Origin of the sequence: Streptomyces sp. N50 (assembly GCF_033335955.1) — a bacterium.
In the GTDB taxonomy this organism is placed as follows: domain Bacteria; phylum Actinomycetota; class Actinomycetes; order Streptomycetales; family Streptomycetaceae; genus Streptomyces.
Genome location: NZ_CP137549.1, coordinates 4619700 through 4644063, shown reverse-complemented (window position 1 = coordinate 4644063; position 24364 = coordinate 4619700). Strand labels below are relative to the sequence as shown.

The window sequence follows — 24364 nt, the reverse complement described above, 5'->3', positions numbered from 1 at the left end:
CCATCGCCTACTTGAGGACGCCGGCCCCGGTCGTGGTCGCGAGCTCCGTCGGCAGGTTCTTCGCCGACGTCTCCAGACCTGCCGTGAGGGTCGGCGTCCAGTTCACGGTGGTCTTCAGCTTCTTGGAGTTGGCGGCGTTGTAGGCGGCGACGAGGTCGGTGGCCGTGCCGTTGACGAGGTTGCCGCCACCGGCGATGGACCCGGTGCCGTCCCCGCTGAACAGCTTGCTCGTCTTCTGACTGGCGGGAATCTTCCAGTAGTTGTCCTCGGCGATGACCTGCGCCTTGGCACGGGAGTTGACGCTGTACTGGAGGACGTACCCGTTGAGGTTCGTGGTGTCGTAGAAGTTGTTGTAGATATGGATCTGCCCGATCCGGGCCAGCGGAGCGCGCTGCACGATCCCCTTCCACACGTTGTGGTGGATGGAGACGCGCAGCTTGCCGATGCTGTCGGTGTCGCTGCTGCCGATGAGCATCGTCTTGTCGTGGTTGGTGAACTGGTTGCGCTCGACGGTCACCAGGTCCGAGCCCTTGGTGATGTCGAGGTCGCCGTCGTGGATCTGGTACTGGCGCCCGTAGTAGGTGGGGTCGGAGGTGTCGAGCCCGGGCGCGTCCGTGAACGTGTTGTGATCGGCCCACACATGCGTGGCGCCGCGCAGGGTCACGGCGTCGTACTGCGAGTTCCAGTTGCCGCTGTCCCCGTCCGTCGGGTCCCACTGCGGGAAGCAGTCCTGGGTGGCGGCGAAGGTCAGGTTTCGCACGATGACGTTGTCCACGCTCTGGATCTGCAACATCCCGCCGGTGATCCCGGCGTCGGTGCCGGGCACGCCCACGACGGTGGTGTTGGCGGGCACCCGGAAGATGATGTTCTTCCCCTGCTTGGTCTGCGCCGCCGCCCGCGCCTTCTCCTGCGTACCGGAGGGCAGCTTTGAGCGGCCGTAGGTCGAGGGGTCGTAGGCCTTGAGGTACGCGGACAGCGAGTAGCCCGTACCGGAGGAGTAGTCCGCGCAGGTCAGCTTCTTGCCGGAGTCGTCGGTGTTGGCGTCGATCGTGCCCTTGATCTTGACGATCCGGGGCGTGGTGTCACTCGCGGACCCCAGCGCCTTCACGAGCTGCGCCCGCGTACTGACGGTGAAGGTGTGCGCGGCATCGGCCTTCGCGCCGCCGGTGGTACCGGTCCCGGACGAGGCCCAGCCGTCCTTGGCGGCGAGCGTCTGGTGGTAGAGGTCGACGCTGGTACTGGCGGCGTTCGCGTTCAGCACGAGGAACCCGGCGCCGGCGCCCGCGACAGCCACGGCGGCGGTGACGACGATCGTGCGGCGCTTGCGGAGGGAGCGGCGGTGGGAAGCAGTGACCACGGGAAGTCCTTTGGTACGGCGAGGGGTTACGACTCCTCAGTGGCCGTGGGGATCAAGAAGGTTGCCGTGGGTCCGCAGATTTCTTCGCCGCGGCGGTGACACCCCGAGCCGGTCGCCCATGCCCGCGTCGAAGCCGCCCGTACCGCCTGTCAGCGCCTGACCCGGCCGCGGAGCGCCAGCGCGGCGAGGCCGAGCAGGGCGGGTTCGACGAGACGGGAGAGCATCTCGGCGTAGACACCGGACGTGGTCAACGACTGGGTCGGGGAGCGGAACACGGCCGAGTTGATGACCACGCGCACGGATTTCTCGAACCGCTCGGACGTCACGCGCCGGGCGAGTGGTCCGTCGGGGTCGACCGGATCGGTCGTATCGCTCGCCTGCGACACGCTCTGGCCGGTCGAACGGCCACCGGTGCCGGTCGTCGGGACGTCCTTCGGCAGACCCCACAGCATCATCACGAGCACGGTGGCGGCCATGGCCCCCAACAGCCAGGCCAGCGCCCGGGACGCGCGCAACCCGTAGCCCGACACAGCCCAGTAGAGGGTCAGTAGTGCGCGCTCGGCGCGGGGTCGCTTCAAGTCGTGACGGCGCATCTCCATCTCGCCGTAGTAGAAGTCCGCGGCATCGGGTTCGTTCTTGCTGTCCTCGAAGGATTTGCGGAGTTGCCGGTACAGCGGAGCCAGCGTCGACGGCTCCAGCACCTCCACTCCGGCGGGCGCCGCCGTCCATGCGTCGTAGCCCCGCGCGGCGCGCCAGTGCTGCTCCTCGGCCAGGGTTCGCCGTGTGGTCCAGCGCATCGGTATGCGCCCGCGTCGGAGCACGCCCACAGGCGGAAAGGCCAGGAGGCAGTCGCCTTCCAGGCGTAGTTGGTCGAGATGTACGGCGCCGGAGAGCAGGCAGTGAGTGAGGTCGACGTCGTGCAGCACGAGATGAGCGGTGTCCACGCCGCGCAGGGATGCCATGTGCACGCGCGCGTCGCGGCCGCCCAAGTCGCCTTCCGGCAGGGCGTCTTCGGTCCGGTCGGTTCCGGTCCGGTCTTTGAAGGGAGCGGCCTGGGCGGTGACGCTCAAGGGATGTGCCAACACTGATTCGCTGAGGTCGACGGTGGCGTACCGCAGCCGCAGGACCGCCTTCGCCTCCCATCGCGTGCGGGTGCACCACACCTTCCCCGCCGCTGCCTCGACGATGACAGGGGCGGCGAAGACCACCGCCGACAGGTCCAGGGATCCGGTGCACACCAGGGGCCCCAGCCGGGAGTCGCTTTCGAACCTCGCTCCGTCGAACCAGGCATGGCCACCGAAGCTGGCTCCCTGAAAGCCGATGTTCCCCATGAATCGCGCACCGTCGAACGCCGCGTTGCTCACGAAGCCGACCAGACCGAACCTGGCGTAACCAAAGAACCGTGCCCGGTCGAAGCGCGCCTCGTCGGTGAACCGGGCCTCACCGAACCACGCGTCGCCGTCGAACCGCGCTTCGCGGAACCGGGCACCGCGGAATCGTGCCCGCTCGAACTGGGCGTCTCCGCTGAACGCCGTGGCCGAGAAGCGGGCGATGCCGAAGAACACCGCCTGTTCGAAGCCGGCTTCGTTCCTGAAGTGGGCGCCCTCGAAGTCGGCGTCACCGAGGAACCTCGCCATGTCAAACCGAGCCGTACCAAGGAGGGGCCGCCGGTTGTCAGGGTCCCGGACGACGTCGAGGAGTCGGTTCAGGAGGTCTTCGCTGAACGAGGTGCCACGGTGGTCGAGGTCACTGCCGGGCTCCAGGCTCGTCAGATAGACGGCGCGGTGGCCTGCGCCGAGGTGGGCGAGGCATGCGGAGTACGGGTCCACACGGCGGCCGGGGCAACCCGTCGGGGAGTCGGTCGAGTCGGCGCCGTGTCCGCAGTACGGCCAGGGCGGCACGGCGGCGGAGGGATGAGCCGTCGGGTCGGCAGGGGATGTCACACCGGAAAGGGACGTGTGGGCCGGGGTGAGAGTTCCGCCTCGTCCTTCACGGTGACCGTCATCGACCGGGCCGGGAAGACCGTCCGCACGCCGACCGGCACGGCCGCCGGATCACGTCTACAGTTCCCTCCGCCACTGTGGGTCGGCTCCAAGATGACGCAGGAGTCCGGCAAGCCCGGTGCAGGTGACGGGGAGTATTCGCGTGGGGCCGTCGCTCTCACGGAAGAGCAACTCGCCTTCAGGGGCCGCCACTTCCACACAGTTGGCCCCGTCCTTCCCATCGGAGAAGCTGGATTTCTGCCACTGGATCACGGCATCAGCTCCTTCCGCTACCGCCGGGCGGTGCCAAGGCGGCGCAGGAGTCCAGCGAGCCCGGTGCAGGTGACGGGAAGTATTCGGCTCGGATCGTCGCTCTCACGGAGAAGCAAGGCACCGTGGTTCTGGGCCAGTTCCAAGCACTCGTTGCCGTCCCCACCACCGGAGAACGAGGACTTCTGCCACTGGATCACGGCTCACAGCTCCTTCCGCTATCGCGGGTCGGCTCCAAGATGGCGCAGGAGCCCGGCAAGGCTGGTGGAGGTGACGGAGAGTATTCGCGTGGGGTCGTCGCTCTCGCGGAGGAGCAACTCGCCTTCGGAGGCGGCCACTTCCACGCAGTTGGCCCCGTCGCTTCCGCTGGAGAAGGTCGACTTCTGCCACTGGATCACGTCTACAGCTCCTTCGCCAGACGATGGAGGTAGTCCCGGGACCGGGCCGGTTCGAGGGACACCGCCTCCACCTTACGAAAGAGCGTTCGCAGGGCCAGGAGCTGGGCCGGGGCGTCGATGAACGCGGTCCCCTGAGGGGTGTCCCGCTGAGCCGTGTCCAGCGCGGGCACTCGACCGCCGGCGTACAGGAGCTCCGCACTTGCGCCCGCGAAGCCGTCCACGTCGAACGGAACCACCCGTACGTTGACGCCGGGAGCGTCAGACCGTTCCAGTACGGCATCCAACTGAGCCCGTGCCACACGCCGGTTCGCGACCCGGGTACGCAGCACCGGCTCGTGCAATACCGCCGTGTACGGAGCCACCCCAAGGTCCGCCTGTCGTCGCATCCGGTGCTCGACTCTCAACTCCACCTCTTTTTGGGGTAGTTCAGGTCGCCAGTAGGCGAACACGGCACGTGCGTAGTCCTCCACCTGCAGCAACCCCGGCACGTGCGCCGTGGCGATCTCCTGCAGGAACGTCGCATGGTGCTGCAACTCCGCCAGATCGAGGAACATGGGCGGCAGCCCGTCCCGGTACTCCTCCCACCATCCACCGGCACGCTCCGTCGCCATCTCCACCAACGCATCGATCAACTGCGTGTCCGTGCAGGTGTATTGAGCCGCGATCCGCCGCACCCGCGCCTCACTGACACCGGCGACCCCCGACTCGATCTGGCTCATCGTCACCGAGATGGTGCCCAGCGACTCAGCCGCCTGACGTGCCGTAAGTCCCGCCGCCTCGCGCAGCCTGCGCAACTCCCGCCCCAGCCGCCGCTGTCGGGCCGTTGGCTGCTTCCGTGGCACCTACGCCTCCCCGCCTCACCACACTGGGTGACCAGATTACGACAACAGGTTGCGCCGTACTAACTTTATTCTCTACCGTCAGTGACGCGACGCACACCCTGCGGAACCCCGGGACCCCGGAAGCGCACCGCCCCGCCATGCCATGCCGGCCGCGACAAGCCACCGCCCGCCGACCCGCAGCACACGCCAACTCCCCCTCCCTGACCAGGAGTCACGCATGCCCGAAACCGAGGAACCACCCACCCCAGCCGCCCCCTGGGAATACACCCTCACCATCCCCCACGACCTCCGCGCCGTCACCGTCTGCCGCCGCACCCTCCGCCTGATCCTGACGACGCACGGACTGATCGGCCTCGTCGACACCGCCGAACTCCTCGCAACGGAGCTGGTGAGCAACGCCGTACGCCACACCAACGGCCCCGTGATCCTCCGGGTCTCGTGGAAACCCGGCACCCTCCGCATCGGCGCCTGGGACGCCAACCCCGAACCCCCGGAACCCCAAAGGGAGTTGCCCAAGCACCTGGACCTGGAGGAGGGCCGGGGTCTGGGCCTGGTCAAGGCCTGCGCCGACCTCTGGGGCTGGCAACCGCTGTCGCGGAACGGCAGCAAGGGCAAGTACGTCTGGTGCGAACTGACCACGGCGGCCTGAACGTTCACTCGCCCCTCGAAAGAGTGAACCCCGCCCGATCGGCCGGAAAACCCGGTCCTTGATCCACCTAGGTTGCCCACATGGTCACATCAACCCACGAGGCGACCCACCGGCTGTTCCAGGAGCATCCGGAGGCCCTCACGCTCGTCTTCGAGTCACTGGGCATCCCACCGCCCACGAAGTCGGACTTCGGCTCGATCTCGCCCGACGCCACAGAAATCCGACCCATGGAACGCCGCGTGGACACGGTGCTCAAGTTCGAACCCGCCATGGGAGAGAGCTTCCTGCTCGCCATCGAGTCCCAGACCAAGAAGGACCCGGACAAGGCGAAGAGCTGGGCCTATTACGTGGCGCACCTCAGCGCGAAGTACGACATGCCGGTACTGCTGGTGGCCGTATGCCGAGACCGGTCGACGGCGAAGTGGGCAGCAGGCCCCTTCGAGTGCGCCGTCGGCCCGTGGTCGACCCAGGTCACGCGCCCGTTCGTGCTGGGACCGGGCACTGTCCCGGTGATCACCGACGAATCGACGGTGACCCGGCAACCGGCGCTGTCCGTGCTCTCGGCGATCGTTCATAGCGATGACCGCAGAGCGCCCGCCATACTGGAAGCGATGGTCCGTGGACTCCTGTCATTCGATCCGGACACCACGGCGTACTGGTTCGAGGTGATGGAAGTCGGCCTGGAGAACACTCCGGCCAAGGAGAAATGGAGAGATCTGATGTCGAACGTCATCACCCACTTCCCGGGCCACGGAACGCTGTTCGAGGAGAAGTACCTGGAGGGCAAGGCCGAAGGGAAGACGGAGGGCAAAGCCGAGGAAGGTGCCTCGTTCATCCTGCGCGTGCTGGAGAAGCACGGCATCGACGTCCCCGACAACATCCGGGAACGCATCACCTCCTGCACCGACCTCGACACCCTCACCCTCTGGTTCGACCGGTCCCTGACCGCCTCCACGGCGGAGGATCTGTTCGTCGAGAGCCCCGAGACACCGCAGTCCCAGCCCGGCACCGACCAGCCCTGACACCTCAAGGCCGATCGGGGGGATCTCCTACGCCGCTACCGCCACCCCCAGCGCCGCCCGCGCCGTAGCGATATGGGTGAGTCCGTCCTTCGCCACCCGCGTCGCCTCGGCGTACTCCTCCGCCGTGTGGGCCGCGGAGAGCCGCGCGCCCGCCGCGCGGTGGCACTCCGCCGCATCCGTCAGCGCCCGGGTCGCCGTCTCGCCCGCGCCCGCCCAGATCCGCGCCTCGGGAACCGACAGGCTCGCGCCGAGGCGGAGTACCCAGCCGCTGGCCTCGACCTCCGCGTCCAGGTCGGACAGGTCGGCGTCGCCGCGCGCCCGGCGCGAGCGGCGCTGTGCGACGACGGCGAACGCCGCCCCGGCTATCAACAGCAGTGCGAGCAGCACGGCGTATCCCATCGCTTCCTCCAGGCCTTCACATGGTCACGGGCCGGGCGGATCCGACCCCGTACGTCCATGACACGCCCTGCCTCTGTGCAGGCACATCGATATTCCTGTGCGTCCGCTGCGAGGTTTCCATGGCGGTGAGCCGGAAGGTGCGTGGGAGACGTACGGGGTCGGGATGAGGTCTTGCCTCCGTCAGCTCGCCGAAGCCGACGGCGACGCGGAAGCCGATGGGCCAGGTCCCCCCGGCCCCCCGCCGCCCTCCCCGTCGTTCGTCTCGTCCGGCGCCACCCCCAGCGTCAGATGCCCGTGCACGCCCCGGCCGATGTGCCGCCGGTCGTACTGGAGGTACAGCAGGCCGCCCGCGTGGCCGTTCTGGGGGTAGATGCCGTCCTCCGTCAGCGTCGTGCGGGTCGCCGTGTTCGAGACGTACGGTTCCAGGATCGATGTCGCGATGACCGACTTCTCGTCGAAGAACAGCTGGCCGGTGTGGCAGGTGTGGCCGCCCTCGTAGCCCGCGTCGGTCCACTCGCCGTCGACGTGGACCTTGACGTGGATGTGGACGCAGCGGCCCTGGTACCAGCCGGGGAAGACCGTCCTGAAGGTGACCTGGCCGTGCCGGTCCGTGTGCCAGGTGCCGCGCAGGAAGCGGTCGTCGTCTGTCGGTTCCTGGTGACCTCCGCCGCCACCGGGCGGGCCGCCCGTGGGGGTGCCGGTCGGGGTGCCGGAGGGCGGTGCGCCCGTGGGGGCCGGGCCGCCGCCACCGCCGGTCGACTCGTAGCCCGAGTAGACGCCCGTCGCGTTGCAGTGCCAGATGTCGACGGCCGCGTTGCGCAGCGGTCTGCACGTGTCCGCGTCGATCACCTTGAGGTCGAGGGTGAGCGGGATGCCCTCCTGGTCCTCGGTGACATCGCGGCGGATCTTGTCGGCGTCGATGTAGTACGGGCCCTCGGTCAGCTCCGAGGTGAGCGTGTAGCAGGCCTCGCCCGAGGCGGTCGGTTTCGGCGGGTGCGGACGCGGGGCGTTCTCCTGCGCCGAGGCGTTCACCGACAGCGCTCCGGCGACGCCCACCGCCGTCACGGCGACACCGCCGGCCACCAGGACCGTACGGCGTGCCAACTGGCCTCCGGATTCCGGGACTTCGGAAGCCGTGGGGGGTTGAGAATCCGTGGGGGGTACTCGGGAATCCGTCATGCCCGGGACGCTAGGGGCGCCCGACATGGCATGAACATGAGAATGCGCTGTGAATCCTGTGGGCAAGCGAAAGGGCTCGAAACCGATGTCAGTTCCGAGCCCCAACTACCCGCGTTCTGCTGCTATTTCTCCTACTTCGGCTGCGGCTTCCGCACCGACAGGTGCAGCTCGCGCAGCCGCGTCTCGTCCAGCTCCGTCGGCGCGCCCATCATCAGGTCCTGCGCGTTGCCGTTGAGCGGGAACGCGATCGTCTCGCGGATGTTCGGCTCCTCCGCGAGCAGCATGACGATGCGGTCGACGCCGGGGGCGATCCCGCCGTGCGGCGGGGCGCCGAAGCGGAACGCGCGCAGCATGCCCGCGAACTGCTCCTCGACGGTGTCACGGTCGTAGCCCGCGATCTCGAAGGCCTTGAGCATGATGTCGGGCTCGTGGTTCCGGATCGCGCCGGAGGACAGTTCCACGCCGTTGCAGACGATGTCGTACTGCCAGCCCAGGATGTCCAGCGGGTCCTGGGTCTCCAGGGCCTCCAGACCGCCCTGCGGCATCGAGAACGGGTTGTGCGAGAAGTCGATCTTCCCGGTCTCCTCGTCCTTCTCGTACATCGGGAAGTCGACGATCCAGCAGAAGCGGAAGACGCCCTCCTCGAAGTGGCCGGCGCGCTTGGCGGCCTCGACGCGGACCGCGCCCATGATCTTCGAGACCTCGTCGAACTCGCCCGCGCCGAAGAACACCGCGTGACCGGGGGCCAGCGACAGGCGCTTCGTCAGCTCCGCGATGTTCTCCTCGGTGAGGAACTTCGCGATCGGGCCCGTCAGCGAGCCGTCCTCGGTCACGCGGACCCAGGCCAGGCCCTTCGCGCCGAGGGTGACCGCGAAGTCGCCGAGCTGGTCGAAGAACTTGCGGGACTGCGCCGCCACGTCCGGCACCGGCAGCGCGCGCACGTGCTTACCGGCGAAGGCCTTGAACTCCGAGCCCTCGAACACGTCGGTGATGTCGGTGAGTTCGAGCTTGGCGCGCAGGTCCGGCTTGTCGGAGCCGTACTTCACCATCGACTCGCGGAACGGGATGCGCGGGAACGGGGAGGTGACCGGCTGGCCGCCGCCGAACTCCTCGAACAGCTCCGTCATCAGCTTCTCGATCGGCTGGAAGACGTCTTCCTGCTCCACGAAGCTCATCTCGACGTCGAGCTGGTAGAACTCGCCCGGCGAGCGGTCCGCGCGGGCGTCCTCGTCCCGGAAGCAGGGCGCGATCTGGAAGTAGCGGTCGAAGCCGGAGATCATCAGCAGCTGCTTGAACTGCTGCGGCGCCTGCGGAAGGGCGTAGAACTTGCCCGGGTTGAGGCGGGACGGGACCACGAAGTCGCGTGCGCCCTCGGGGGAGGTCGCCGACAGGATCGGGGTGGCCATCTCGTTGAAGCCGAGGGCGACCATCTTCGAGCGGATCGAGGCGATCACGGAGGACCGCAGCATGATGTTGCGGTGCATGCGCTCGCGGCGCAGGTCCAGGAAGCGGTACTCCAGGCGCCGCTCCTCGTTGACCCCGTCCTCGGTGTTGATCGTGAAGGGGAGCGGGGCGGCGGCACCGAGCAGCTCGACCTCGCCGACCTCGACCTCGACCTCACCGGTCGGCAGATCCGGGTTCACGTTGTCCGTGCCCCGGGAGACGACCTTGCCGTCGACGCGGACCGTCGACTCCTTGGTCACCTTGTCGAGAGCCTCGTACGCGGGCGTGCCGGGGCGGGCGACGAGCTGCGTGATGCCGTAGTGATCGCGCAGATCGATGAAGAGGATGCCGCCCAGGTCTCGGCGATTGTGCAGCCAGCCGCTCAGCCGGACGTCGGTGCCGACGTCAGAGGCGCGGAGCTCGCCGCAGGTGTGGGACCTGTACCGATGCATCGTCGTTCATCCAGCCTTCGCGGATCGGGGAGTGTTTCACGTGAAACGTCCGGGGCCGGAGCCCGGACGTCCCAAGGGTACCGGCCACCCATTGATCACCTCCCCACCATTAACTCCGGGGTCCCTCGCTGCTCCCTCGGTGGCAGGTTTCGATCTCCTCTTCTTACAGTGGGGCAATGCGCACTGGTGAGCCCCTGCCCGCCGTGGGGGAGGTACTCGCCGCCCTCGCGACCGGTCTGTGGCATTGGGACACCGCCTCGGAGCTGGTCACGGTGGACGCCGAGGCCGCACGGCTGCTCGGGCTGCCCCCCGAACAGACCACCCTCACGGAGGCCCAGACCCGGGCCCGACTCCACCCCGTGGACTGGAACGAGATCACGGGGGTCGTCGGGCTGGCCGTCGCCGAGGGCACCCTCGCCGAGGTCCGCATCCGGATCATGGACGAGCGGGGCCGGGTGATCCGCGTCGTCCGCAGCCGCTCCAAGCCGTCCTACAACCCCGAGAAACGGTCGTACGAGCTGATCGGCACCCTCCAGGAGGTCACCGAGCCCACACCGGGCACCCCGGCCGGGCGGACGGCGGTCACCGGCGACTGGCGGCGCTCGCGGGAGGCGTTCCTGCTGGACGCGGGCCGGGCGCTCGCGGAGGCACGGTCCACGGCGGAGGTGCTGCGGGTCGCGGCGGGCCTGTCGATGCCGGGCTTCTCACCGGACGGCCTCGCGGTGTTCGGCGTATCGGGCGACCGGCTGACGATCGTCGGCCATCACGGGCATCAGCCGGGCGACGAGGACCCGTTCTCGCACATGTCGATGGTGACGGACTACCCGGCCGCCGAGGTCGTACGGACGGGCCGTGCCGTCTATCTGTCCACGCCCGAGCAGTACAAGGAGCGCTACCCGGTCACCTGGCCGCTCGCCCAGCACTTCCACCGGCAGTCCTGGGCGTTCCTGCCACTGACGGTCGCCGGGCGGACGATGGGCGCCTGGATGGCCGCCTTCACCTACCCGGTCGCCTTCACGCCCGACGAGCGGTCCGTCCTCACCACGGTCGCCCGCATGCTCGCCCAGGCCCTCTCCCGCGCCGGTGTCGCCGAGTCCGAGCGCGAGCTCACCGACGGGCTCCAGCGCTCCATGCTGCCCACGCTGGGCCCGGAGATCCCGGGCATGAGCGTCGCCGCCCGCTACATACCGACCGGGGGCGGGCTCCAGGTCGGCGGCGACTGGTACGACATGATCCCCTTGCCTGGGGGCACCCCCTCTGGGGGAGGCAGAATCGCCCTGGTCATCGGGGACGTCCAGGGCCATGACGTGCGCGCCGCCGGGCTGATGGGCCAGCTCCGTATCGCGCTGCGCGCCTACGCCTCCGAGGGCCACCGCCCGGACGCCGTCCTCTCCCGCGCCTCCCGTTTCCTGCACGGCATCACCAACGGCGACGCGGAGAAGGCCGACCCGCGCTTCGCGACCTGCCTGTACGTCGAGGCCGACCCGGCGACCGGGGTCCTGGAGATCGCCCGCGCCGGCCATCCCGACCCGGCGATACGCATGGCGGACGGCACGGTGCTGATGCGGCCCACGGCGGGCGGACTGCCGCTCGGCATCGACCCGGACGCCGACTACCCGACGACCACCCTCGCGCTGGAGCCCGGCGAGACCATGCTGATGTGCACCGACGGGCTGATCGAGACCGGCGGCCACGACCTGGAGACGGGCTGGCAGCGCATCCGGACCATCCTGGAGGAGCACAAGGGCGACCTGGAGGAACTCGCCGACGCCCTCGTCCAGGCCGTCCACGGACCCTCCTCGCACCACACCACCGGCCCGCTCGCGGACCGCCGCGAGGACGACATCGCCGTACTCCTGCTGTCCCGCGAGGGCGAGGCCTGCGGCTGCGGCGACACGGTCGTCGACCCGCCGAAGATCCGCCGTACGGTGCTCACGGTCGCACAGGCCGAGCCCGAGCGGATCGCGGTGGCCCGGCAGCAGGTGCGCGAACTCCTCCACGACTGGACCGGCGCCGACCAGGTCGACTCGGCGGTCCTGCTCGTCTCCGAGATGCTCACCAACGTCCTCGTCCACACCGACGCCGACGCCCTGCTGACGGCGGAGGTGACCGGTGACGCGGGTGAGCGGCGGATGCGGGTCGAGGTCACGGACGCGGGCGACGACCTCCCGCACAAGCGGCACCCCGGTGAACTGGCGTCCTCCGGGAGGGGGTTGCTCCTCATCGAACTCCTCGCCGAGACCTGGGGCGTGGACCCGAGGGGCGAGGGCAAGAGCATCTGGTTCGAGCTCTACGAGTCCGACGGCGACGGGGACGGGGGCGCGGCCGGTGAAGCCCCGGGCGGCGTCTCGGAGTTCGGGTCCTGGGACGCGTAACGCTCCCGCAGTTCGTGGACGACCCCGAAGGCGGCCGCGGTCAGCGGCACCGCGAGCAGCATGCCGAGGATTCCGGCCACGGACGCGCCCGCGGTGATCGCGATCATCACGACCGCCGGGTGCATCTGCACGGTCCGGCTCTGGATCATCGGCTGGAGGACGTGGCCCTCAAGGACCTGCACGGCGAGGACGACGCCGAGCGCCCACAGGGCGATGACGACACCCCGGTCGGCGAGCGCGACCAGCACGGCGACGGCGCCGGAGAGGAAGGCGCCGAGGTAGGGGATGTAGGCGCCGACGAAGACGAGCGCGGCCAGGCCGAAAGCCCCCGGCACGTCGAGCACGAGCAGCCCGATGCCGATGCAGAGGGCGTCGATGAGGGCGATGACGGTGGTCCCCCGCATGAATCCCTCGACACCCTCGAAGGCACGGCGGGCCATGGCCTCGACGAGGTCGGCGTTGGCGCGGGGGGCGAGCGAGCGCAGCAGTCCGGTGGCGAGGTGGGAGTCGCGGAGGAAGAAGAAGACGAGGAGCAGCGCCAGTACGGCCATGGCGATGGTCTCGCCGACGACACTGACCCCGCTGATGACGTTGGACGCGGCCGTCCCGCCGAACTTGGTGAGCAGTTCCTTGGCGTTGGTGGCGAGGTCGTCCAGCGAGGTCCCGGCGGCCCCGAAGTGGTCGGAGACGGAGGTCGCCGCGTCCTTGAGCGAGGACACGATCTGGTCGCCGGTGTCGATCAGCGCGGCCACCACGATGTACACGGCCCCGCCGACCACGGCGACGACCGCGACACAGGTGATCATCGCGGCCACGGACCGGTTCACGTGCGCCTTCACCAGCCGCCGGTACAGCGGCCCGAGCAACGCGGTCCCGAGCAGCGCGAGCAGCACGGGCGTCACCGCGGTCCTCAGCTCGGCGCAGAGCCGGATCCCGACGTAGCCGACCCCTGACACGAGCAGGATGACGGCGCACCAGGCGGCGAGGCGCCGTACGGGAACGGGGAGGAGCTGCACGGTCCCACCCGACCACGCATCGGGCGGGCCGTCCTGTGGGGACGGCCCGCCCGAGTGACGGGGAGGCGGACTCAGCAGCGCGTGTCTACCGCGTCGATCCTCGTGCCGAAGTTGGTGTCGTAGGCCTGGGCGTAGTCACCGGTGTTGACGGCTCGCTTCTCCTGCGGGCTCCAGTCGATGAAGCAGGCGTTGGCGTTGGCCTTGAAGGAGTACACGTGGTCGTGGAGGTTGGACGGCATGTCGCGGTACCCGGAGGCGGGGCTCCACCGCCAGGGGGTGCCCGAGTAGTTCCTGTCGTGCCAGAAGCAGATCTCCCCCGCCCCGCAGTTCTCGTCCGCGCGGTGCGACGCGGCGCTCGCCGCTTGTCCGGTGGAGGCGGGGGAGGTACGGGCCTGGGAGGGGCTGGCCGCGCCGGTCAGGGCGAGACAGGTGGCCGCCATGGCGACGGCCAGACTCATGCGGATACGCACGGGTGACTTCCTTGCGGTCGGTGTCCACTTGCAGCCCGTCCCTTTCCGCGCGCGGCACCTTCATGCCCCCGCCGGGTCCAGGTCACCCGGACGGAGCACCCGCGCTCTCGCCGACCGCGGTCTTGTCCATGCCCGCGCGGTAGACGCCGGGGGTGGTGCCCACCGTCTGGGCGAAGGTCTGGACGAAGGCGCTGGTCGTGGCCCAGCCGCAGGCGTGGGCGGTGTCGGTGACCGTGGCGCCCTCGGCGAGCATGACCATCGCGGTGACGATGCGGACGCGGGTGCGCCACTGGGGGAAGGTCAGGCCGAACTCGTCGCGGTAGAGGCGGGAGAGGGTGCGCTCGCTGGTGTGCACGCGGGCGGCGAGCTGGGCGAGGGTGCAGGGCTCGTGCAGCTCCTCCTCGACGAGGCGGCAGGCGTCGGCGAGCCGTCGGTCGCGGGCCGCGGGCAGGGCGACGGGCTCGGTCGGCACGCGGCGCAGCCGGTCGCGCAGCACGGTCTCGATGTGCCGGGCCTCGGTGGGGGTGAGGGTGGCGCCGGTGAGGGTGGTGCCGGCGAGCGCGACGATCAGTTCGCGCGTCAGGCTGTCGACGGCGATGACCGTGGGGCGTTCGGCGTCGAGCAGGGGCGCCTTGCCGTGGGCGGGGAAGCCGATGGTGTGGAAGCGGCTTTGGCCGTGGAAGCGGTGTTCGTGCCAGGTGTTCGCCGGGATCCACACGGCGCGGTCGTCGGAGGCGATCCAGGAGCCGTGTTCCGTGGTGATCGCGAGGACGCCCGAGCTGACGTAGATCAGCTGGTGGTCGTCGTGGCGGTGCCGGGCGATGGTCTCGCCGCCGCCGAGGAACCGGGTGGTGGTCGGCGCGACGGGCTCATGGCGGGTCTGCGACATGGATAGGCAGAATACGGGAAGCGCGCCCGGGGTGTCCCAGCCGATCGTGGATGTGTGACAGCCATCCAGGAACATGGAACAGACACTCCCCGTGAGGCGGGTGGTCCGCCCGGGCACTGGCGCCGGATGCGGATCTGGGCGAGCGCCCACGCCGTCGACGACTTCTACCAGGGCCTCGTACCGGCCGCGGTCCCCTACTTCGTGCTCCAGCGGGACTTCAGTTACGTGCAGGCCTCGGGTCTTGCCCTTGCCGCGACGCTCGGCAGCGCGTTGCCGCAGGTGCCGATCGGACTGCTGGCCGACCGGTTCCGGCTGCGCTGGATGTCGCCGCTCGGGGTCAGCCTCGCCGGGATCGGGGCGGGCCTGTCCGGCCTGACGCCCTCCTACCCCCTGGTCTTCGCCCTGCTCCTGCTGGCGGGCGTCGGCATCGCGATGTTCCACCCGCCCGCGGGGCGCGACGCCCGCCGCGCCGCCGGGGGCAGCGCCACCGCGATGAGCTACTTCGCCGCGGGCGGCAGCGTCGGCTTCTTCACCGCCCCTGCACTGGTCACCCCAGCCCTGGACACCCTCGGGATGAGCGCGACGGCCCTCTTCATCCCGCCCGCCGTCCTCATGGGCTTCGTCCTGTTCCGCCACCACACCCGCACATCAGCTACGGCGGCCAAAACAGCCCCGCGCCAGGGCAGGGACCGACCGGGCAGGTTCGCGGCGCTGACCACCGTCGAGATCGTACGGTCGACCATCTCGACCGGGCTGAACACCTTCATCTCGCTGTACTGGATCCGCCACCTGGGAGCGAGCAGCGGCCTCGGCGGCCTCGCCCTGACCCTCGAACTCGGCGGCGGTGTCGCCGGCACCCTGCTCGGCGGGCGGCTGGCGGACCGCATCGGCATGGTGCGCACCGTGCAGATCGGCAACGCGGCGATGCTGCCCGCCCTGTGGCTCATGCTGATCTGCGACGACAAGTACGCCGCGCTGCCCCTCGCGCTGCTGGTCGGCCTGATCTCGAACATCCCGTTCGCCGTCCTCATCAAGCTCGGCCAGGACTACCTCCCCAGCCGCCCCGGCACCGCCGCCGGTGTCACCCTCGGCCTCGCGATGAGCGCCGGCGGACTGTTCATGCCGCTGCTGGGCCTCATCGCGACGCACTACGGTCCCCGGGGCGCCCTCGCGGTACTCGCCACGGTGCCGGTGCTGGCGATGCTGCTCTCGGGGTTCTTGCGGGAGCCGGGGCAGGGGGAAGGGGTGGGAGCGGAGGACACGTCCCTCGCTCCTTCGTAGGGACAGGCCGAGTCGGTGCCAGTGTCGGGGTACAGCGGATGGACTCAGCGCATGGGGCACTTCGCCCATGCCCGTCTCACGCCACGGGTCGCGTGCTACGTTCCGAACGCCCCCGGCCGCACGTGAAATCCGAGGAGAGGGATGGCGTACATGCCCCCCACCTGGCCTGTCTCCATCAAGGGTGTTGCCGTGGACGGCCGCCGACGCGTACTGCTGCTGAAGAACGAACGCGAGGAGTGGGAACTGCCCGGAGGCCGGCTCGAACTCTCCGATGCCACACCTGAGTTCACAGTGGAGCGGGAGATCGAGGAGGAGACCGGCTGGGCAGTGAAGGCCGGTCCGCTCCTGGACGTGTGGATCTACCAGCCTCTGCCCGTGGTCATGCCGGACCGGCGAGTTGTGATCGTCACCTACGGCTGCGTCGTCCTCACCCCGGACATGGATCCCGTGCTGAGCCACGAGCACAAACAACTGGGCCTGTTCACGGCCGACGAAGTGCCCGGCTTGACCATGCCGGACGGATACAAGCAGTCCATCTCCGCCTGGTACGCACGGATGTGACCGGCGATGGACAAAATGCTGATGGTGCGAGGACCCCAACGCACCTCGTGGCACTGGCCGACACCGCCGTCGACCACCTCGGGGACCAACTACCGGGCGGCGTCGGCGTCCTCGGTGATCTCGCCCCGCCCCTGTGGCGCGGAGGCGACGTCGAGCAAGGCGTCTACATATCGCACCAGTTCACGGCCGCATCACAGGCCAAGCCCAACACCATGGGTAAGGAAGGCGCCGCGGAAATCGCCGCTTGGCTCCCCGACAGCGAGCGGGAACTCGTCCACCACTTGCGGCAGTTCGCGTCCTGAATCGTTCCCCTGGTTCGGCACACCACCGCCGTCGAGCGGTACGTCGTTCCTCAGTCCCGTGTCGTCTCCTCACGGACCCACGACAGATACGCCTCAGACCCGCCGGTCACAGGCAGCATGATCCACTGGGGGACGTCGTACGGGTGCCTCGCGGAGAGCCATGCCTCCAACTGCTGGAGACGGTCTGTCGTCGTCATGTACGAGATACGCCACTCCCGCGCCGTCTCGACCGCGTTCTTCCACCAGTAGACGGCGGTGATCGGCCCGTCGATGTGAACGCCCGCTGCCAACTTGCTCTCGACCGCACCCCGTGCCAGCGCCCTGGCCTGGCCCTCGTCGTCGACGGTCGTCTGCGCGATCACAATCTCGTTGGTCATGCGACTACCTCTCCAGCTCCGTGTACCACGGCCTACTCAGCAGTCTCTGGTTCGCTACGGCAGACCAGTTGACCTCACTTCGGACGGCCTGAGGTGGCTTCACTCGCATGTTCGAGGGCGGTCCGTCGCTTTAGCACCCATGGAGGCGTGCACAGATTCGCGCCGATCAGGTGAGTGCCACTCCGTGGGCGCGTTGCAGCCGAACGGTCTGGATGACCCGCCACTTGTAGGAAGCACGCTCACGTCGCATTTCGACAAGATCGAGACGATCGATCAGTAGGTCTGTGGGCGGCAACGACCGGAGGGGTTTCACCGCGGCATGGACGGGGCCGGCCGGACCTGCTGTGTGGCAGTAGCCGATCCCGATGTGTGGTCTGAGTCTGCTAGTGCTCTTCATGGGCGGCAGGCCGCATCTGGCCGCCGTCTCAACCAGGAGCTGGTGGAGGGCAATAACGGGAGTCCAGGGAGCAACGCTGTAGCGGAGGGCTCCGTGGGATCCGGTCAAGGGCAGAGCGGAGAGTTTGAACGTGTGGGGCGCAGCGGCCTGAACAGCCTTGGTGAGATACCCGAGTTGGCCGTCATCGACTTCATCAGTGCGCCCGATGCGTCCGAGCGTCAGGTGGAAGTCCCCCGCGCCAATCAGATCGAACACTCCGAGATCGCGGACGAGATCCTGGCTGCGCAGAGCGTGAGCGACGAAGGCGTGGTCGTCGGGGATGGTGATCAGCCAGTAGTAGGCCCGGGTCTTCGCGGTCCATCCTGGGCGCTGCCAGTGGTCCTCCATCTGGACTAGTTCATCGAAAGCCTGCCACTCGTGGGCAGCGATGACCACAGGATCATCGAGGTCCGGAGGAGAAGTGGCGGGGAACGCTTCCGGGTGCGATATCAGCGGAGCCATCCCGTTGGCGACGTCCTTCCTGAGGCATCTCCTGATGCGGACATCGTTACAGATACTGGAAGCTCGCTGGTCCGAGAAATGACGGCAGCAGCGTACAACCGGGTCGCCGCTGGGACCCTGCACGGCGAGGTTCGGGAAGCGTGAAATCACGCCGCAGGAAGCCGGGTTCACAGTGTCCGCCTCATCAGCGCAGGGGCGCTGGACTGGCGCGTCGATCCGTTGATGTGGACGCGGACCGGCATCGTCTACTGACAGGCGGGGTGTACTCGGCAGCCGCCCCTGATACTGCCGGACGTGACGTGGTGAACGCAGTGTCGCAGTCCCCGGCCCCGGAGTCCCCGACCGGCAAGCGGTTCGGGCTCACTGGCGACACGGAAGGGCAGGCCGCTTGGCTGGACGAGCCCGGAACATCCTGGACCTTCTAGGTACCTGAGGCCGCCGACTAGGAAACGTCGCCGGAATCATCCGCAGGTGCCGACGGCGATCGCTCCGCGACGTAGGTTCCGCGCCCTTGCCGGACGAACAACCAGCCCTCGTCGACGAGGAAGGCGATGGCCCGTCGCACCGTCGGACGGGACAGGCCGAACTCGTCCCCGAGCCGAGCTTCGGAAGAGATCGCCCGGTTCGGCTTCCAGTCGCCCCGCTGGATCCGTGCCCGCAGGATGCCGGCCAGCTGCTCGAACGGTGCGTCCGGCGCATCGCGCTCGATCTCGTCATCAGGCCCATACGTCATGGGTCGACGGTAGACCCTGCCCTACCGGGAGGCACGTCCGGATACGTAATCCCATAGATCTCTACGCGTCTTTACGTGCCTTTACGTGTACTGACGTAAAGCATTACAGTCAGCGCCAACAAGATCGCCCCAGGACGGTTGCAGCCGTCCCGGGGCGGGGTCCATCAGCTATGTAGGAGCTGACGAACGTGAAAGACCTTATCGCGCGGGCTCTCCATGCCCTTTGCGCCCTCCTGTTCCCCGCGACCGGTTCGCGGCGCGCCGGCGTACCGCCCACCGCGCCCCCGGCCACCCTCAGGCCCGCCGCCCGCAGTCCCCTCCCGCCCCGCAAGAGCCCGTACGCGATCGACGCGGCCGCCAACGTGCCGTTCGTCGACACCCTTGACCTGGTACGGCCCTACCTCGACGCCGCACCACGTAAGCGCCCCATGACACCGGAACAGCAGGCCCAAGCCGAACGACTCTGGGCCCTCGACATGGCCGACCGCGGAATCGACGTCGGCCCGTATTTCATCCACGGCGTCTACGTCAGCCCCCATGGCCGCACGGTCCCCGTGAACGTCGCCGTCGCCGTATGACCCCTGACACTCAGCCGTGCAGCTGCTCCGCCAACCCGACGATGATCCCCTCCGGCCCGCGGACGTAGCAGAGCAGATAGCTGTCCTCGAACCGGGCGATCCCGCCGAGGAGTTGGGCCCCGTGCGGGCGCAGGCGGGCGACCGTGTCCTCGATGTCGTCCACGGCGAACATCACGCGGTGCGTGCCCAGGATGTTGTGCGGGCGGTCGCGCGGGTCGGCGCTGGTCGCCTCCGGGGTGCGGTACCTCGCCAGTTCCAGGCGGCTGTGGCCGTCCGGGGTGCGGACCATCGCGATGTCGCAGTGGACGCCGTCGAGTCCGGTGCACCGGTCGGCGACCAGGCCCTCGATCTCCGCCCTGCCCTCCAGCTCCATACCGAGTTCGACGAAGAACGCGACGGCTGCGTCCAGGTCGTCGACGACGATGCCCACGTTGTCCATCCGCTGAATCGCCATGGTGATCACTCCCTCTTCCTTCTCACTTCCCAGTACGGCCGATGGTGGCCGCTGGTATCCCTGATATCCCTGGGACGGAGCCGAGGGCACGATCTCGACATGACACCGAAGCCCCGTCCAGACCTGGACGGGGCTTCGGTTACTTCTGCTCCAACAACTGCCGTTCCGGCGAGGCTTACAGGCCGCCCTCACCCATCCCATGAACCGCCGGGATCGTCCCCAGCCGCCCCTTCTGGAAGTCCTCGAACGCCTGCTGGAGCTCCTCGCGGGTGTTCATGACGAACGGGCCGTAGTGGGCCATCGGCTCGCGGATCGGCTGGCCGCCGAGGATCGCGACCTCGAGGTCGGGAGTGTTGCCGTCCTGCTGCTCGTCCGCGCGGACCGTCAGGGACGAACCCGCGCCGAAGACCGCGGTCTGGCCCATGTGGATCGCGCGCCGCTCCGCACCGACCGAGCCCTTGCCCGCCAGGACGTACGCGACACCGTTGAAGTCCTCGCGCCAGGGCAGCGTGACCTCCGCGCCCGGCGCCACCGTCGCGTGGATCATCGTGATCGGCGTGTGCGTGATACCGGGACCCTGGTGACCGTCCAGCTCACCGGCGATGACCCGCAGGAGCGCGCCGCCGTCGGGGGTGGTGAGCAGCTGGACCTGGCCGCCGCGGATGTCCTGGTAGCGCGGGGGCATCATCTTGTCCTTGGCCGGGAGGTTCACCCACAGCTGCAGGCCGTGGAAGAGCCCGCCGGACACGACCAGCGACTCCGGCGGCGCCTCGATGTGCAGCAGGCCCGCGCCCGCCGTCATCCACTGCGTGTCGCCGTTGGTGATGGTGCCGCCGCCGCCGTTCGAGTCCTGGTGGTCGAAGACGCCGTCGATGATGTACGTCACCGTCTCGAAGCCGCGGTGCGGGTGCCAGGGGGTGCCCTTCGGCTCGCCCGGCGCGTACTCCACCTCGCCCATCTGGTCCATCATGATGAACGGGTCGAGGTGGCGGTAGTTGATCCCGGCGAACGCGCGGCGCACCGGGAAGCCCTCACCCTCGAAACCGCTGGGCGCGGTCGAGACGGCGAGCACGGGACGTGCCACGGCGTCGGCCGGCGCGGCCACGCGGGGCAGGGTCAGCGGGTTCTCTACGGTCACTGCAGGCATGTCGGGACCTCCTTGTGCGTCGAGTTTAGTTGAGCGTTGAACTTTCTGCTACCCCACAACAGAAGAAGCCCGGAGGACATTCCCTCCGGGCTCCCGCCCGACCCGCCCGCACAACGGGCACACGCAACGGACACACACAGCGGACACATCAGGGGCTCACAGCACAGCGCCCCGAGCTTCCCACAGCTCCGGGAAGAACCGTTCGCCGGTGCGCTCCCGCAGATACGCGGCCCCGAACTGCCCGCCGTACCCCGGCCCTTGCCGATCTGCCGCTCCACGACCAGGACGTGCCGGGCCCGCCACAGCGCCCAGCCCTCGTCGTGGCCGAGCAGCGCGTCCGCCAGCTCCCCGAGCGGCCCCTCGCCGCGGAACGCGGCATCCCGGCCCGCACTGGGGAGCGCCGCGAGGAACCCGTCCCACAGCGTCGGCTCCAGCAGCCGCCGGTCCAGCCGGGCCCGCTCGGCCTCCGTCAGCCAGCGCATCGAGCGGGTGCGGTGGTCCCGGCGCGCCGAGAGCGCCTCGATCTCGTGGAACTGCGCGGACTGCCCGCCACTCGCCGTGCCGAGCGCACCGCGGAACGCCTCGAAGTCGCCCGGCGCCATGGTGTCCAGCAGCGCCAGTGCGTCGAGCAGCGCCCGCTCGATCTCCCGGCAGCGGCACAGCCGTCGTAGCGCTACGGCGTTCTCGCCCGCCAGCATCCGGTCGCGGGCGTCCGTGAGCTCGACGAGGAGCTGCTTGAACCAGAGTTCGTGCACCTGGTGCACGGTGATGAACAGATGCTCGTCGTGCGCGGCGGCGGCCAGCGGCAGCTGCTGGCCGAGGAGCTGCGGGAGGCGCAGGTAGGTGCCGTAGGTGAGGGTGGTCGTGGTGGTCGTGGTCCGGTTCACGGGGTCTCCTCGAAGCCGTGGGCCGCGAAGTGCTCGCGGGCGCCCGGGAGTTCGAAGACTCCGACGGTCGCGCAGAGCCGTAGCGTCGAACGGGCGGTCTCGTTCAGGCGGCGGGGGTCCGGGCCGGGCGCGCAGCAGTCGTCGGCGACCTGGCGGGCGGTGTCGGGGTCCAGGCCGGCCAGCCGCAGGGAGGTGCGGACGGGGGCGGGGTCCCAGGTCAGGGCGGTCCGGATCAGTTCGGGGAGGGCACGGGCGGCTGCGGTTCGGTCGGGGGTGGAGAGGTGGGTCCAGACCTCGCGGAAGAGCGCGGAGAAGAAGCGGTGGTGGCGGCCCTCGTCCCGGGCGTGGTCGCGCAGCAGGTCGCGGACCACGCCGACCACGGACGGGTCACCCGGGACCTCGTTCAGCACGGCCGTGATCAAGGTCTCGAACACCACCGCCTGGAGGAGTCCGGCGAGGGCGGGCGCGGCGGGCAGCGCGCGGTGGGCGGAGGTCCGCAACCGCTCGACGAAGCCGCCGTAGTCCTGGTCCGGTATCGCGATGCTGGTGACGGCGGCGATCTGGTCGGCCAGGTCGAGGCTGTAGAGGGCGTGGTAGCCCTCGTCGCAGTAGACCTTGAAGGCGTCCGGGCGCAGGGCGGCGGGGAGATCGAGTCCGGTACGGCCGTTGGCCACGGCCTCGGCTGCCGTGTTGACGACCCGGGTCTCCAGGTGGGTCGTCGACAGCAGGAACTGGTAGAGGTGCCGCACGGTCAGCTCGCGCAGCCGCTCGGGCGCCAGTTCCCGTACGGCCTCGTGGCCGGCGTACGGCACCAGGGCGGCCGGGAAGAAGACCCGGCCGCGCTCGGTCTCCTCGTGGAACACGCGGCGCACGCCGGTGCGGACGCCGGCCTGGTCATACCAGCGGTCCAGCGGGCCGGGGGGTGTGTCGGTGTCGTGGGTCGTCATGAGGTGCTCCCTTCTCGACCTTCTCGGTGAGCAGGTGGCCCAGGCGGGTCAGGGCCTCCGTCACGAGGGCCGCGTCGAGCGAGTGGCAGACGCGGAACCAGCCCGGGCGGGGGGCGTGGAAGGCCTCGCCGGGCAGGATGCTGACGTGGGTGCGGTCGAGGATCTCCCGCCACAGCGCGCGTTCGCCGGCGAAGCCGGGGTGGGGCAGACGGTCGCCCAGGTCGGCCCAGATCGAGCAGCCCGCCTGTGCGGGGGCGTACGGGATGCCGAAGGTGTCGAGCAGGGCCGTGGCGTGGGCGTAGGAGGCGCCGAGGCGACGGCGGTTCTCGGCGAGGAAGGCGTCCACCCGGGCGGGGTCGGCGAGGAGGGTGGTGAGCTGGGCCTGGGTGTGGGTGGAGACGGGGGCGAAGTAGGCGAGGGCACGGGCGGCGGCGCGGATCTCCGGGTCCGTGGTGTGCAGGACGCCCGCCTTGAAGCCGGGCAGCCCGAAGTCCTTCGCGAAGCCCCACACGGTGTGCGTGCGGGCGGGGTCGGCGGCGACCGTCCGCAGGCTGGTGAAGGGGCGCGGGCCGAACACCGAGCCCGCGTAGATCTCGTCCGCCACGATGTCCACGCCGTGGTGGGCCGCGACCGCCGCCAACTCCCGTAACCGCGCGGGCAGATGGACCTCCCCGGTCGGGTTGGCCGGGGACGCCAGTGCCACGGCCCGTACGTCCACGCCGTCGCGCCGGGCCTCGGCCAGCGTCCGGTCCACCGCGCGTACGGAGAGGCCGTGGCCGTCCTCCGGGTCCGGCGGGGCGAGGAGCAGCCGGGCGCCCGAGCGGCCTCCGAGGTCCGTGTCGAAGGCGCCGTAGCAGGGCGTGGGCACGACGATCGCCTCGCCCGGGTCGCACAGCGCGGTGGCCACCACGTCCAGGGCCGCCGTCGCCCCCGCCACGACCACCAGGTCCTCGGGGTCGACCGGCCGTTCCCCCGGGACAGTGAGGTGCCGTGCGAGGTGTGCGCGCAGCTCCGGGGTGCCGTACAGGGGCGCGTAACGGGTGTCGCGGGCCGTCAGCGGGCGGGGCGGCTCGGTGTGCAGGTCCTGGACGAGCCGGTTCTCCGCGGTCCCGAGATTGAGCCAGCCGTCGGGCCGCAGCCGGGGGTGGTACGGCAACGCCTCCGCCCGGAAGTGCGCCTCCGCGATGGCGGGCGAACCGGCGACGAGGCGGGCGGCCTGCCGGGAGACATGGGAAGTCACTGCCTGCCGGGAGACCGGGGTCACGGGCTGACTCCGATCACGGGTGAAGCGGCGACGCGACGCGGGGTCCGGCGGGGAGCGGGGGCCGACGCGCGAGCACCGGCAACCGCGTCAGCGCGGCACGCCGGGACCGACGGGCACGCCGGGACCGACCGGACGGCCCCGCCCGCACCAGAACCAGCCACACCACGCACACCCCAGCAGGAAGCCGCGGCC

27 protein-coding genes are annotated in these 24364 nt (G+C 69.6%); 7 read left to right on the top strand and 20 right to left on the bottom strand.

Translation table 11 applies throughout. The annotated features are described in order from the left end of the window. Positions 1 to 7: 7 nt before the first annotated feature. The 6 genes from R2B38_RS20660 to R2B38_RS20635 form a co-directional block, all read right to left on the bottom strand. Complete coding sequence (locus R2B38_RS20660) at positions 8 to 1357, bottom strand: polysaccharide lyase family 1 protein (RefSeq protein ID WP_318017543.1); 1350 nt, start codon at positions 1355 to 1357, stop codon at positions 8 to 10. A gap of 149 nt (positions 1358 to 1506) precedes the next feature. After that, positions 1507 to 3300, bottom strand: a complete 1794-nt coding sequence (locus R2B38_RS20655) for a pentapeptide repeat-containing protein (RefSeq protein WP_318017542.1) — start codon at positions 3298 to 3300, stop codon at positions 1507 to 1509. A gap of 117 nt (positions 3301 to 3417) precedes the next feature. Further along, positions 3418 to 3612 (bottom strand): DUF397 domain-containing protein, encoded by a 195-nt coding sequence (locus R2B38_RS20650; RefSeq protein WP_318017541.1) that lies wholly within the window; start codon positions 3610 to 3612, stop codon positions 3418 to 3420. Positions 3613 to 3629: 17 nt separating this feature from the next. Next, complete coding sequence (locus R2B38_RS20645; protein ID WP_318017540.1) at positions 3630 to 3809, bottom strand: DUF397 domain-containing protein; 180 nt, start codon at positions 3807 to 3809, stop codon at positions 3630 to 3632. An 18-nt stretch (positions 3810 to 3827) separates the two neighbouring features. Further along, positions 3828 to 4007, bottom strand: coding sequence for a DUF397 domain-containing protein (locus R2B38_RS20640; protein ID WP_318017539.1), 180 nt, complete (start codon positions 4005 to 4007; stop codon positions 3828 to 3830). A gap of 2 nt (positions 4008 to 4009) precedes the next feature. Further along, positions 4010 to 4849: a helix-turn-helix transcriptional regulator gene (locus tag R2B38_RS20635; RefSeq protein ID WP_318017538.1), complete on the bottom strand. Its 840-nt coding sequence runs from the start codon at positions 4847 to 4849 to the stop codon at positions 4010 to 4012. A gap of 217 nt (positions 4850 to 5066) precedes the next feature. Between R2B38_RS20635 and R2B38_RS20630 the strand changes: the two genes are divergently transcribed. Together R2B38_RS20630 and R2B38_RS20625 are read left to right on the top strand one after the other, a co-directional pair. Further along, positions 5067 to 5498, top strand: a complete 432-nt coding sequence (locus R2B38_RS20630; protein ID WP_318017537.1) for an ATP-binding protein — start codon at positions 5067 to 5069, stop codon at positions 5496 to 5498. An 80-nt stretch (positions 5499 to 5578) separates the two neighbouring features. Next, entirely contained in the window at positions 5579 to 6520 is a 942-nt protein-coding gene (locus tag R2B38_RS20625) for a hypothetical protein (RefSeq protein ID WP_318017536.1), read from the top strand. A gap of 27 nt (positions 6521 to 6547) precedes the next feature. Here R2B38_RS20625 and R2B38_RS20620 read toward each other — a convergent pair whose 3' ends face one another. The 3 genes from R2B38_RS20620 to aspS form a co-directional block, all read right to left on the bottom strand. After that, entirely contained in the window at positions 6548 to 6919 is a 372-nt protein-coding gene (locus tag R2B38_RS20620) for a hypothetical protein (RefSeq protein WP_318017535.1), read from the bottom strand. Between the two features lie 180 nt (positions 6920 to 7099). Then, positions 7100 to 8023, bottom strand: coding sequence for an intradiol ring-cleavage dioxygenase (locus R2B38_RS20615; RefSeq protein WP_318017534.1), 924 nt, complete (start codon positions 8021 to 8023; stop codon positions 7100 to 7102). 206 nt (positions 8024 to 8229) lie between these two features. After that, a complete protein-coding gene (aspS, locus tag R2B38_RS20610) occupies positions 8230 to 9993 on the bottom strand; it encodes an aspartate--tRNA ligase (protein WP_318017533.1) in 1764 nt (587 codons plus the stop codon). Positions 9994 to 10169: 176 nt separating this feature from the next. Here aspS and R2B38_RS20605 point away from each other — a divergent pair, with 176 nt between their 5' ends. Then, positions 10170 to 12368 carry a SpoIIE family protein phosphatase gene (locus R2B38_RS20605; protein ID WP_318017532.1) on the top strand — a complete coding sequence of 733 codons (2199 nt, stop codon included), beginning with the start codon at positions 10170 to 10172 and terminating at the stop codon, positions 12366 to 12368. Here R2B38_RS20605 and R2B38_RS20600 read toward each other — a convergent pair. From R2B38_RS20600 to R2B38_RS20590, 3 genes are all read right to left on the bottom strand, one after another. Continuing rightward, the gene (locus R2B38_RS20600) at positions 12284 to 13384 is read right to left on the bottom strand and encodes an AI-2E family transporter (protein WP_318017531.1); all 1101 of its coding nucleotides are present in this window, start codon (positions 13382 to 13384) and stop codon (positions 12284 to 12286) included. The two genes, R2B38_RS20605 and R2B38_RS20600, sit on opposite strands and share 85 nt — an antisense overlap. 71 nt (positions 13385 to 13455) lie before the next feature. Further along, positions 13456 to 13854: a peptidase inhibitor family I36 protein gene (locus R2B38_RS20595; protein ID WP_318017530.1), complete on the bottom strand. Its 399-nt coding sequence runs from the start codon at positions 13852 to 13854 to the stop codon at positions 13456 to 13458. An 82-nt stretch (positions 13855 to 13936) separates the two neighbouring features. Continuing rightward, positions 13937 to 14743: a helix-turn-helix transcriptional regulator gene (locus R2B38_RS20590; protein WP_318017529.1), complete on the bottom strand. Its 807-nt coding sequence runs from the start codon at positions 14741 to 14743 to the stop codon at positions 13937 to 13939. Positions 14744 to 14869: 126 nt separating this feature from the next. Between R2B38_RS20590 and R2B38_RS20585 the strand changes: the two genes are divergently transcribed. From R2B38_RS20585 to R2B38_RS20575, 3 genes are all read left to right on the top strand, one after another. Continuing rightward, positions 14870 to 16024, top strand: a complete 1155-nt coding sequence (locus R2B38_RS20585) for an MFS transporter (RefSeq protein ID WP_318021748.1) — start codon at positions 14870 to 14872, stop codon at positions 16022 to 16024. Positions 16025 to 16165: 141 nt separating this feature from the next. Continuing rightward, positions 16166 to 16585, top strand: coding sequence for an NUDIX hydrolase (locus R2B38_RS20580; RefSeq protein WP_318017528.1), 420 nt, complete (start codon positions 16166 to 16168; stop codon positions 16583 to 16585). A gap of 47 nt (positions 16586 to 16632) precedes the next feature. Beyond that, positions 16633 to 16887, top strand: a complete 255-nt coding sequence (locus R2B38_RS20575) for a hypothetical protein (protein ID WP_318017527.1) — start codon at positions 16633 to 16635, stop codon at positions 16885 to 16887. 50 nt (positions 16888 to 16937) lie between these two features. Here the strand turns inward: R2B38_RS20575 and cutA are convergent, their stop codons facing one another. The 3 genes from cutA to R2B38_RS20560 all read right to left on the bottom strand — a co-directional run bounded on the left by cutA (position 16938) and on the right by R2B38_RS20560 (position 18895). Further along, positions 16938 to 17264 (bottom strand): divalent-cation tolerance protein CutA, encoded by a 327-nt coding sequence (gene cutA, locus R2B38_RS20570; RefSeq protein WP_318017526.1) that lies wholly within the window; start codon positions 17262 to 17264, stop codon positions 16938 to 16940. A 166-nt stretch (positions 17265 to 17430) separates the two neighbouring features. Further along, positions 17431 to 18162, bottom strand: a complete 732-nt coding sequence (locus R2B38_RS20565) for a 2'-5' RNA ligase family protein (RefSeq protein WP_318017525.1) — start codon at positions 18160 to 18162, stop codon at positions 17431 to 17433. Positions 18163 to 18604: 442 nt separating this feature from the next. Continuing rightward, the gene (locus R2B38_RS20560; RefSeq protein ID WP_318017524.1) at positions 18605 to 18895 is read right to left on the bottom strand and encodes a GntR family transcriptional regulator; all 291 of its coding nucleotides are present in this window, start codon (positions 18893 to 18895) and stop codon (positions 18605 to 18607) included. Positions 18896 to 19083: 188 nt separating this feature from the next. On the opposite strand from R2B38_RS20560, the gene R2B38_RS20555 reads away from it, so the two are divergent. Continuing rightward, positions 19084 to 19473, top strand: coding sequence for a hypothetical protein (locus R2B38_RS20555; protein WP_318017523.1), 390 nt, complete (start codon positions 19084 to 19086; stop codon positions 19471 to 19473). A gap of 10 nt (positions 19474 to 19483) precedes the next feature. Here R2B38_RS20555 and R2B38_RS20550 read toward each other — a convergent pair whose 3' ends face one another. From R2B38_RS20550 to R2B38_RS20530, 5 genes are all read right to left on the bottom strand, one after another. After that, entirely contained in the window at positions 19484 to 19927 is a 444-nt protein-coding gene (locus R2B38_RS20550; RefSeq protein ID WP_318017522.1) for a VOC family protein, read from the bottom strand. A gap of 175 nt (positions 19928 to 20102) precedes the next feature. Then, on the bottom strand, positions 20103 to 21074 hold the full coding sequence (locus tag R2B38_RS20545) for a pirin family protein (RefSeq protein ID WP_078622785.1): 972 nt from the start codon (positions 21072 to 21074) through the stop codon (positions 20103 to 20105). Beyond that, complete coding sequence (locus R2B38_RS20540) at positions 21062 to 21961, bottom strand: tryptophan 2,3-dioxygenase family protein (RefSeq protein WP_318017521.1); 900 nt, start codon at positions 21959 to 21961, stop codon at positions 21062 to 21064. Before R2B38_RS20540 ends, R2B38_RS20545 begins: the two co-directional genes overlap by 13 nt. Continuing rightward, positions 21958 to 22908 (bottom strand): diiron oxygenase, encoded by a 951-nt coding sequence (locus R2B38_RS20535; protein WP_318017520.1) that lies wholly within the window; start codon positions 22906 to 22908, stop codon positions 21958 to 21960. Before R2B38_RS20535 ends, R2B38_RS20540 begins: the two co-directional genes overlap by 4 nt. Next, entirely contained in the window at positions 22856 to 24172 is a 1317-nt protein-coding gene (locus tag R2B38_RS20530) for an aminotransferase class I/II-fold pyridoxal phosphate-dependent enzyme (RefSeq protein ID WP_318017519.1), read from the bottom strand. The genes R2B38_RS20535 and R2B38_RS20530 overlap by 53 nt, the downstream gene beginning before the upstream one ends. Positions 24173 to 24364: the final 192 nt, after the last annotated feature.

Bases quoted from the DNA above. Each gene is read 5' to 3' on its own strand.
- R2B38_RS20630 (WP_318017537.1), top strand. From the start codon at position 5,067: ATGCCCGAAACCGAGGAACCACCCACCCCAGCCGCCCCCTGGGAATAC.
- R2B38_RS20625 (WP_318017536.1), top strand. From the start codon at position 5,579: ATGGTCACATCAACCCACGAGGCGACCCACCGGCTGTTCCAGGAGCAT.
- R2B38_RS20620 (WP_318017535.1), bottom strand. From the start codon at position 6,919: ATGGGATACGCCGTGCTGCTCGCACTGCTGTTGATAGCCGGGGCGGCG.
- aspS (WP_318017533.1), bottom strand. From the start codon at position 9,993: ATGCATCGGTACAGGTCCCACACCTGCGGCGAGCTCCGCGCCTCTGAC.
- R2B38_RS20605 (WP_318017532.1), top strand. From the start codon at position 10,170: ATGCGCACTGGTGAGCCCCTGCCCGCCGTGGGGGAGGTACTCGCCGCC.
- R2B38_RS20590 (WP_318017529.1), bottom strand. From the start codon at position 14,743: ATGTCGCAGACCCGCCATGAGCCCGTCGCGCCGACCACCACCCGGTTC.
- R2B38_RS20585 (WP_318021748.1), top strand. From the start codon at position 14,870: ATGCGGATCTGGGCGAGCGCCCACGCCGTCGACGACTTCTACCAGGGC.
- R2B38_RS20580 (WP_318017528.1), top strand. From the start codon at position 16,166: ATGGCGTACATGCCCCCCACCTGGCCTGTCTCCATCAAGGGTGTTGCC.
- cutA (WP_318017526.1), bottom strand. From the start codon at position 17,264: ATGACCAACGAGATTGTGATCGCGCAGACGACCGTCGACGACGAGGGC.
- R2B38_RS20565 (WP_318017525.1), bottom strand. From the start codon at position 18,162: ATGGCTCCGCTGATATCGCACCCGGAAGCGTTCCCCGCCACTTCTCCT.
- R2B38_RS20560 (WP_318017524.1), bottom strand. From the start codon at position 18,895: ATGACGTATGGGCCTGATGACGAGATCGAGCGCGATGCGCCGGACGCA.
- R2B38_RS20550 (WP_318017522.1), bottom strand. From the start codon at position 19,927: ATGGCGATTCAGCGGATGGACAACGTGGGCATCGTCGTCGACGACCTG.
- R2B38_RS20545 (WP_078622785.1), bottom strand. From the start codon at position 21,074: ATGCCTGCAGTGACCGTAGAGAACCCGCTGACCCTGCCCCGCGTGGCC.
- R2B38_RS20535 (WP_318017520.1), bottom strand. From the start codon at position 22,908: ATGACGACCCACGACACCGACACACCCCCCGGCCCGCTGGACCGCTGG.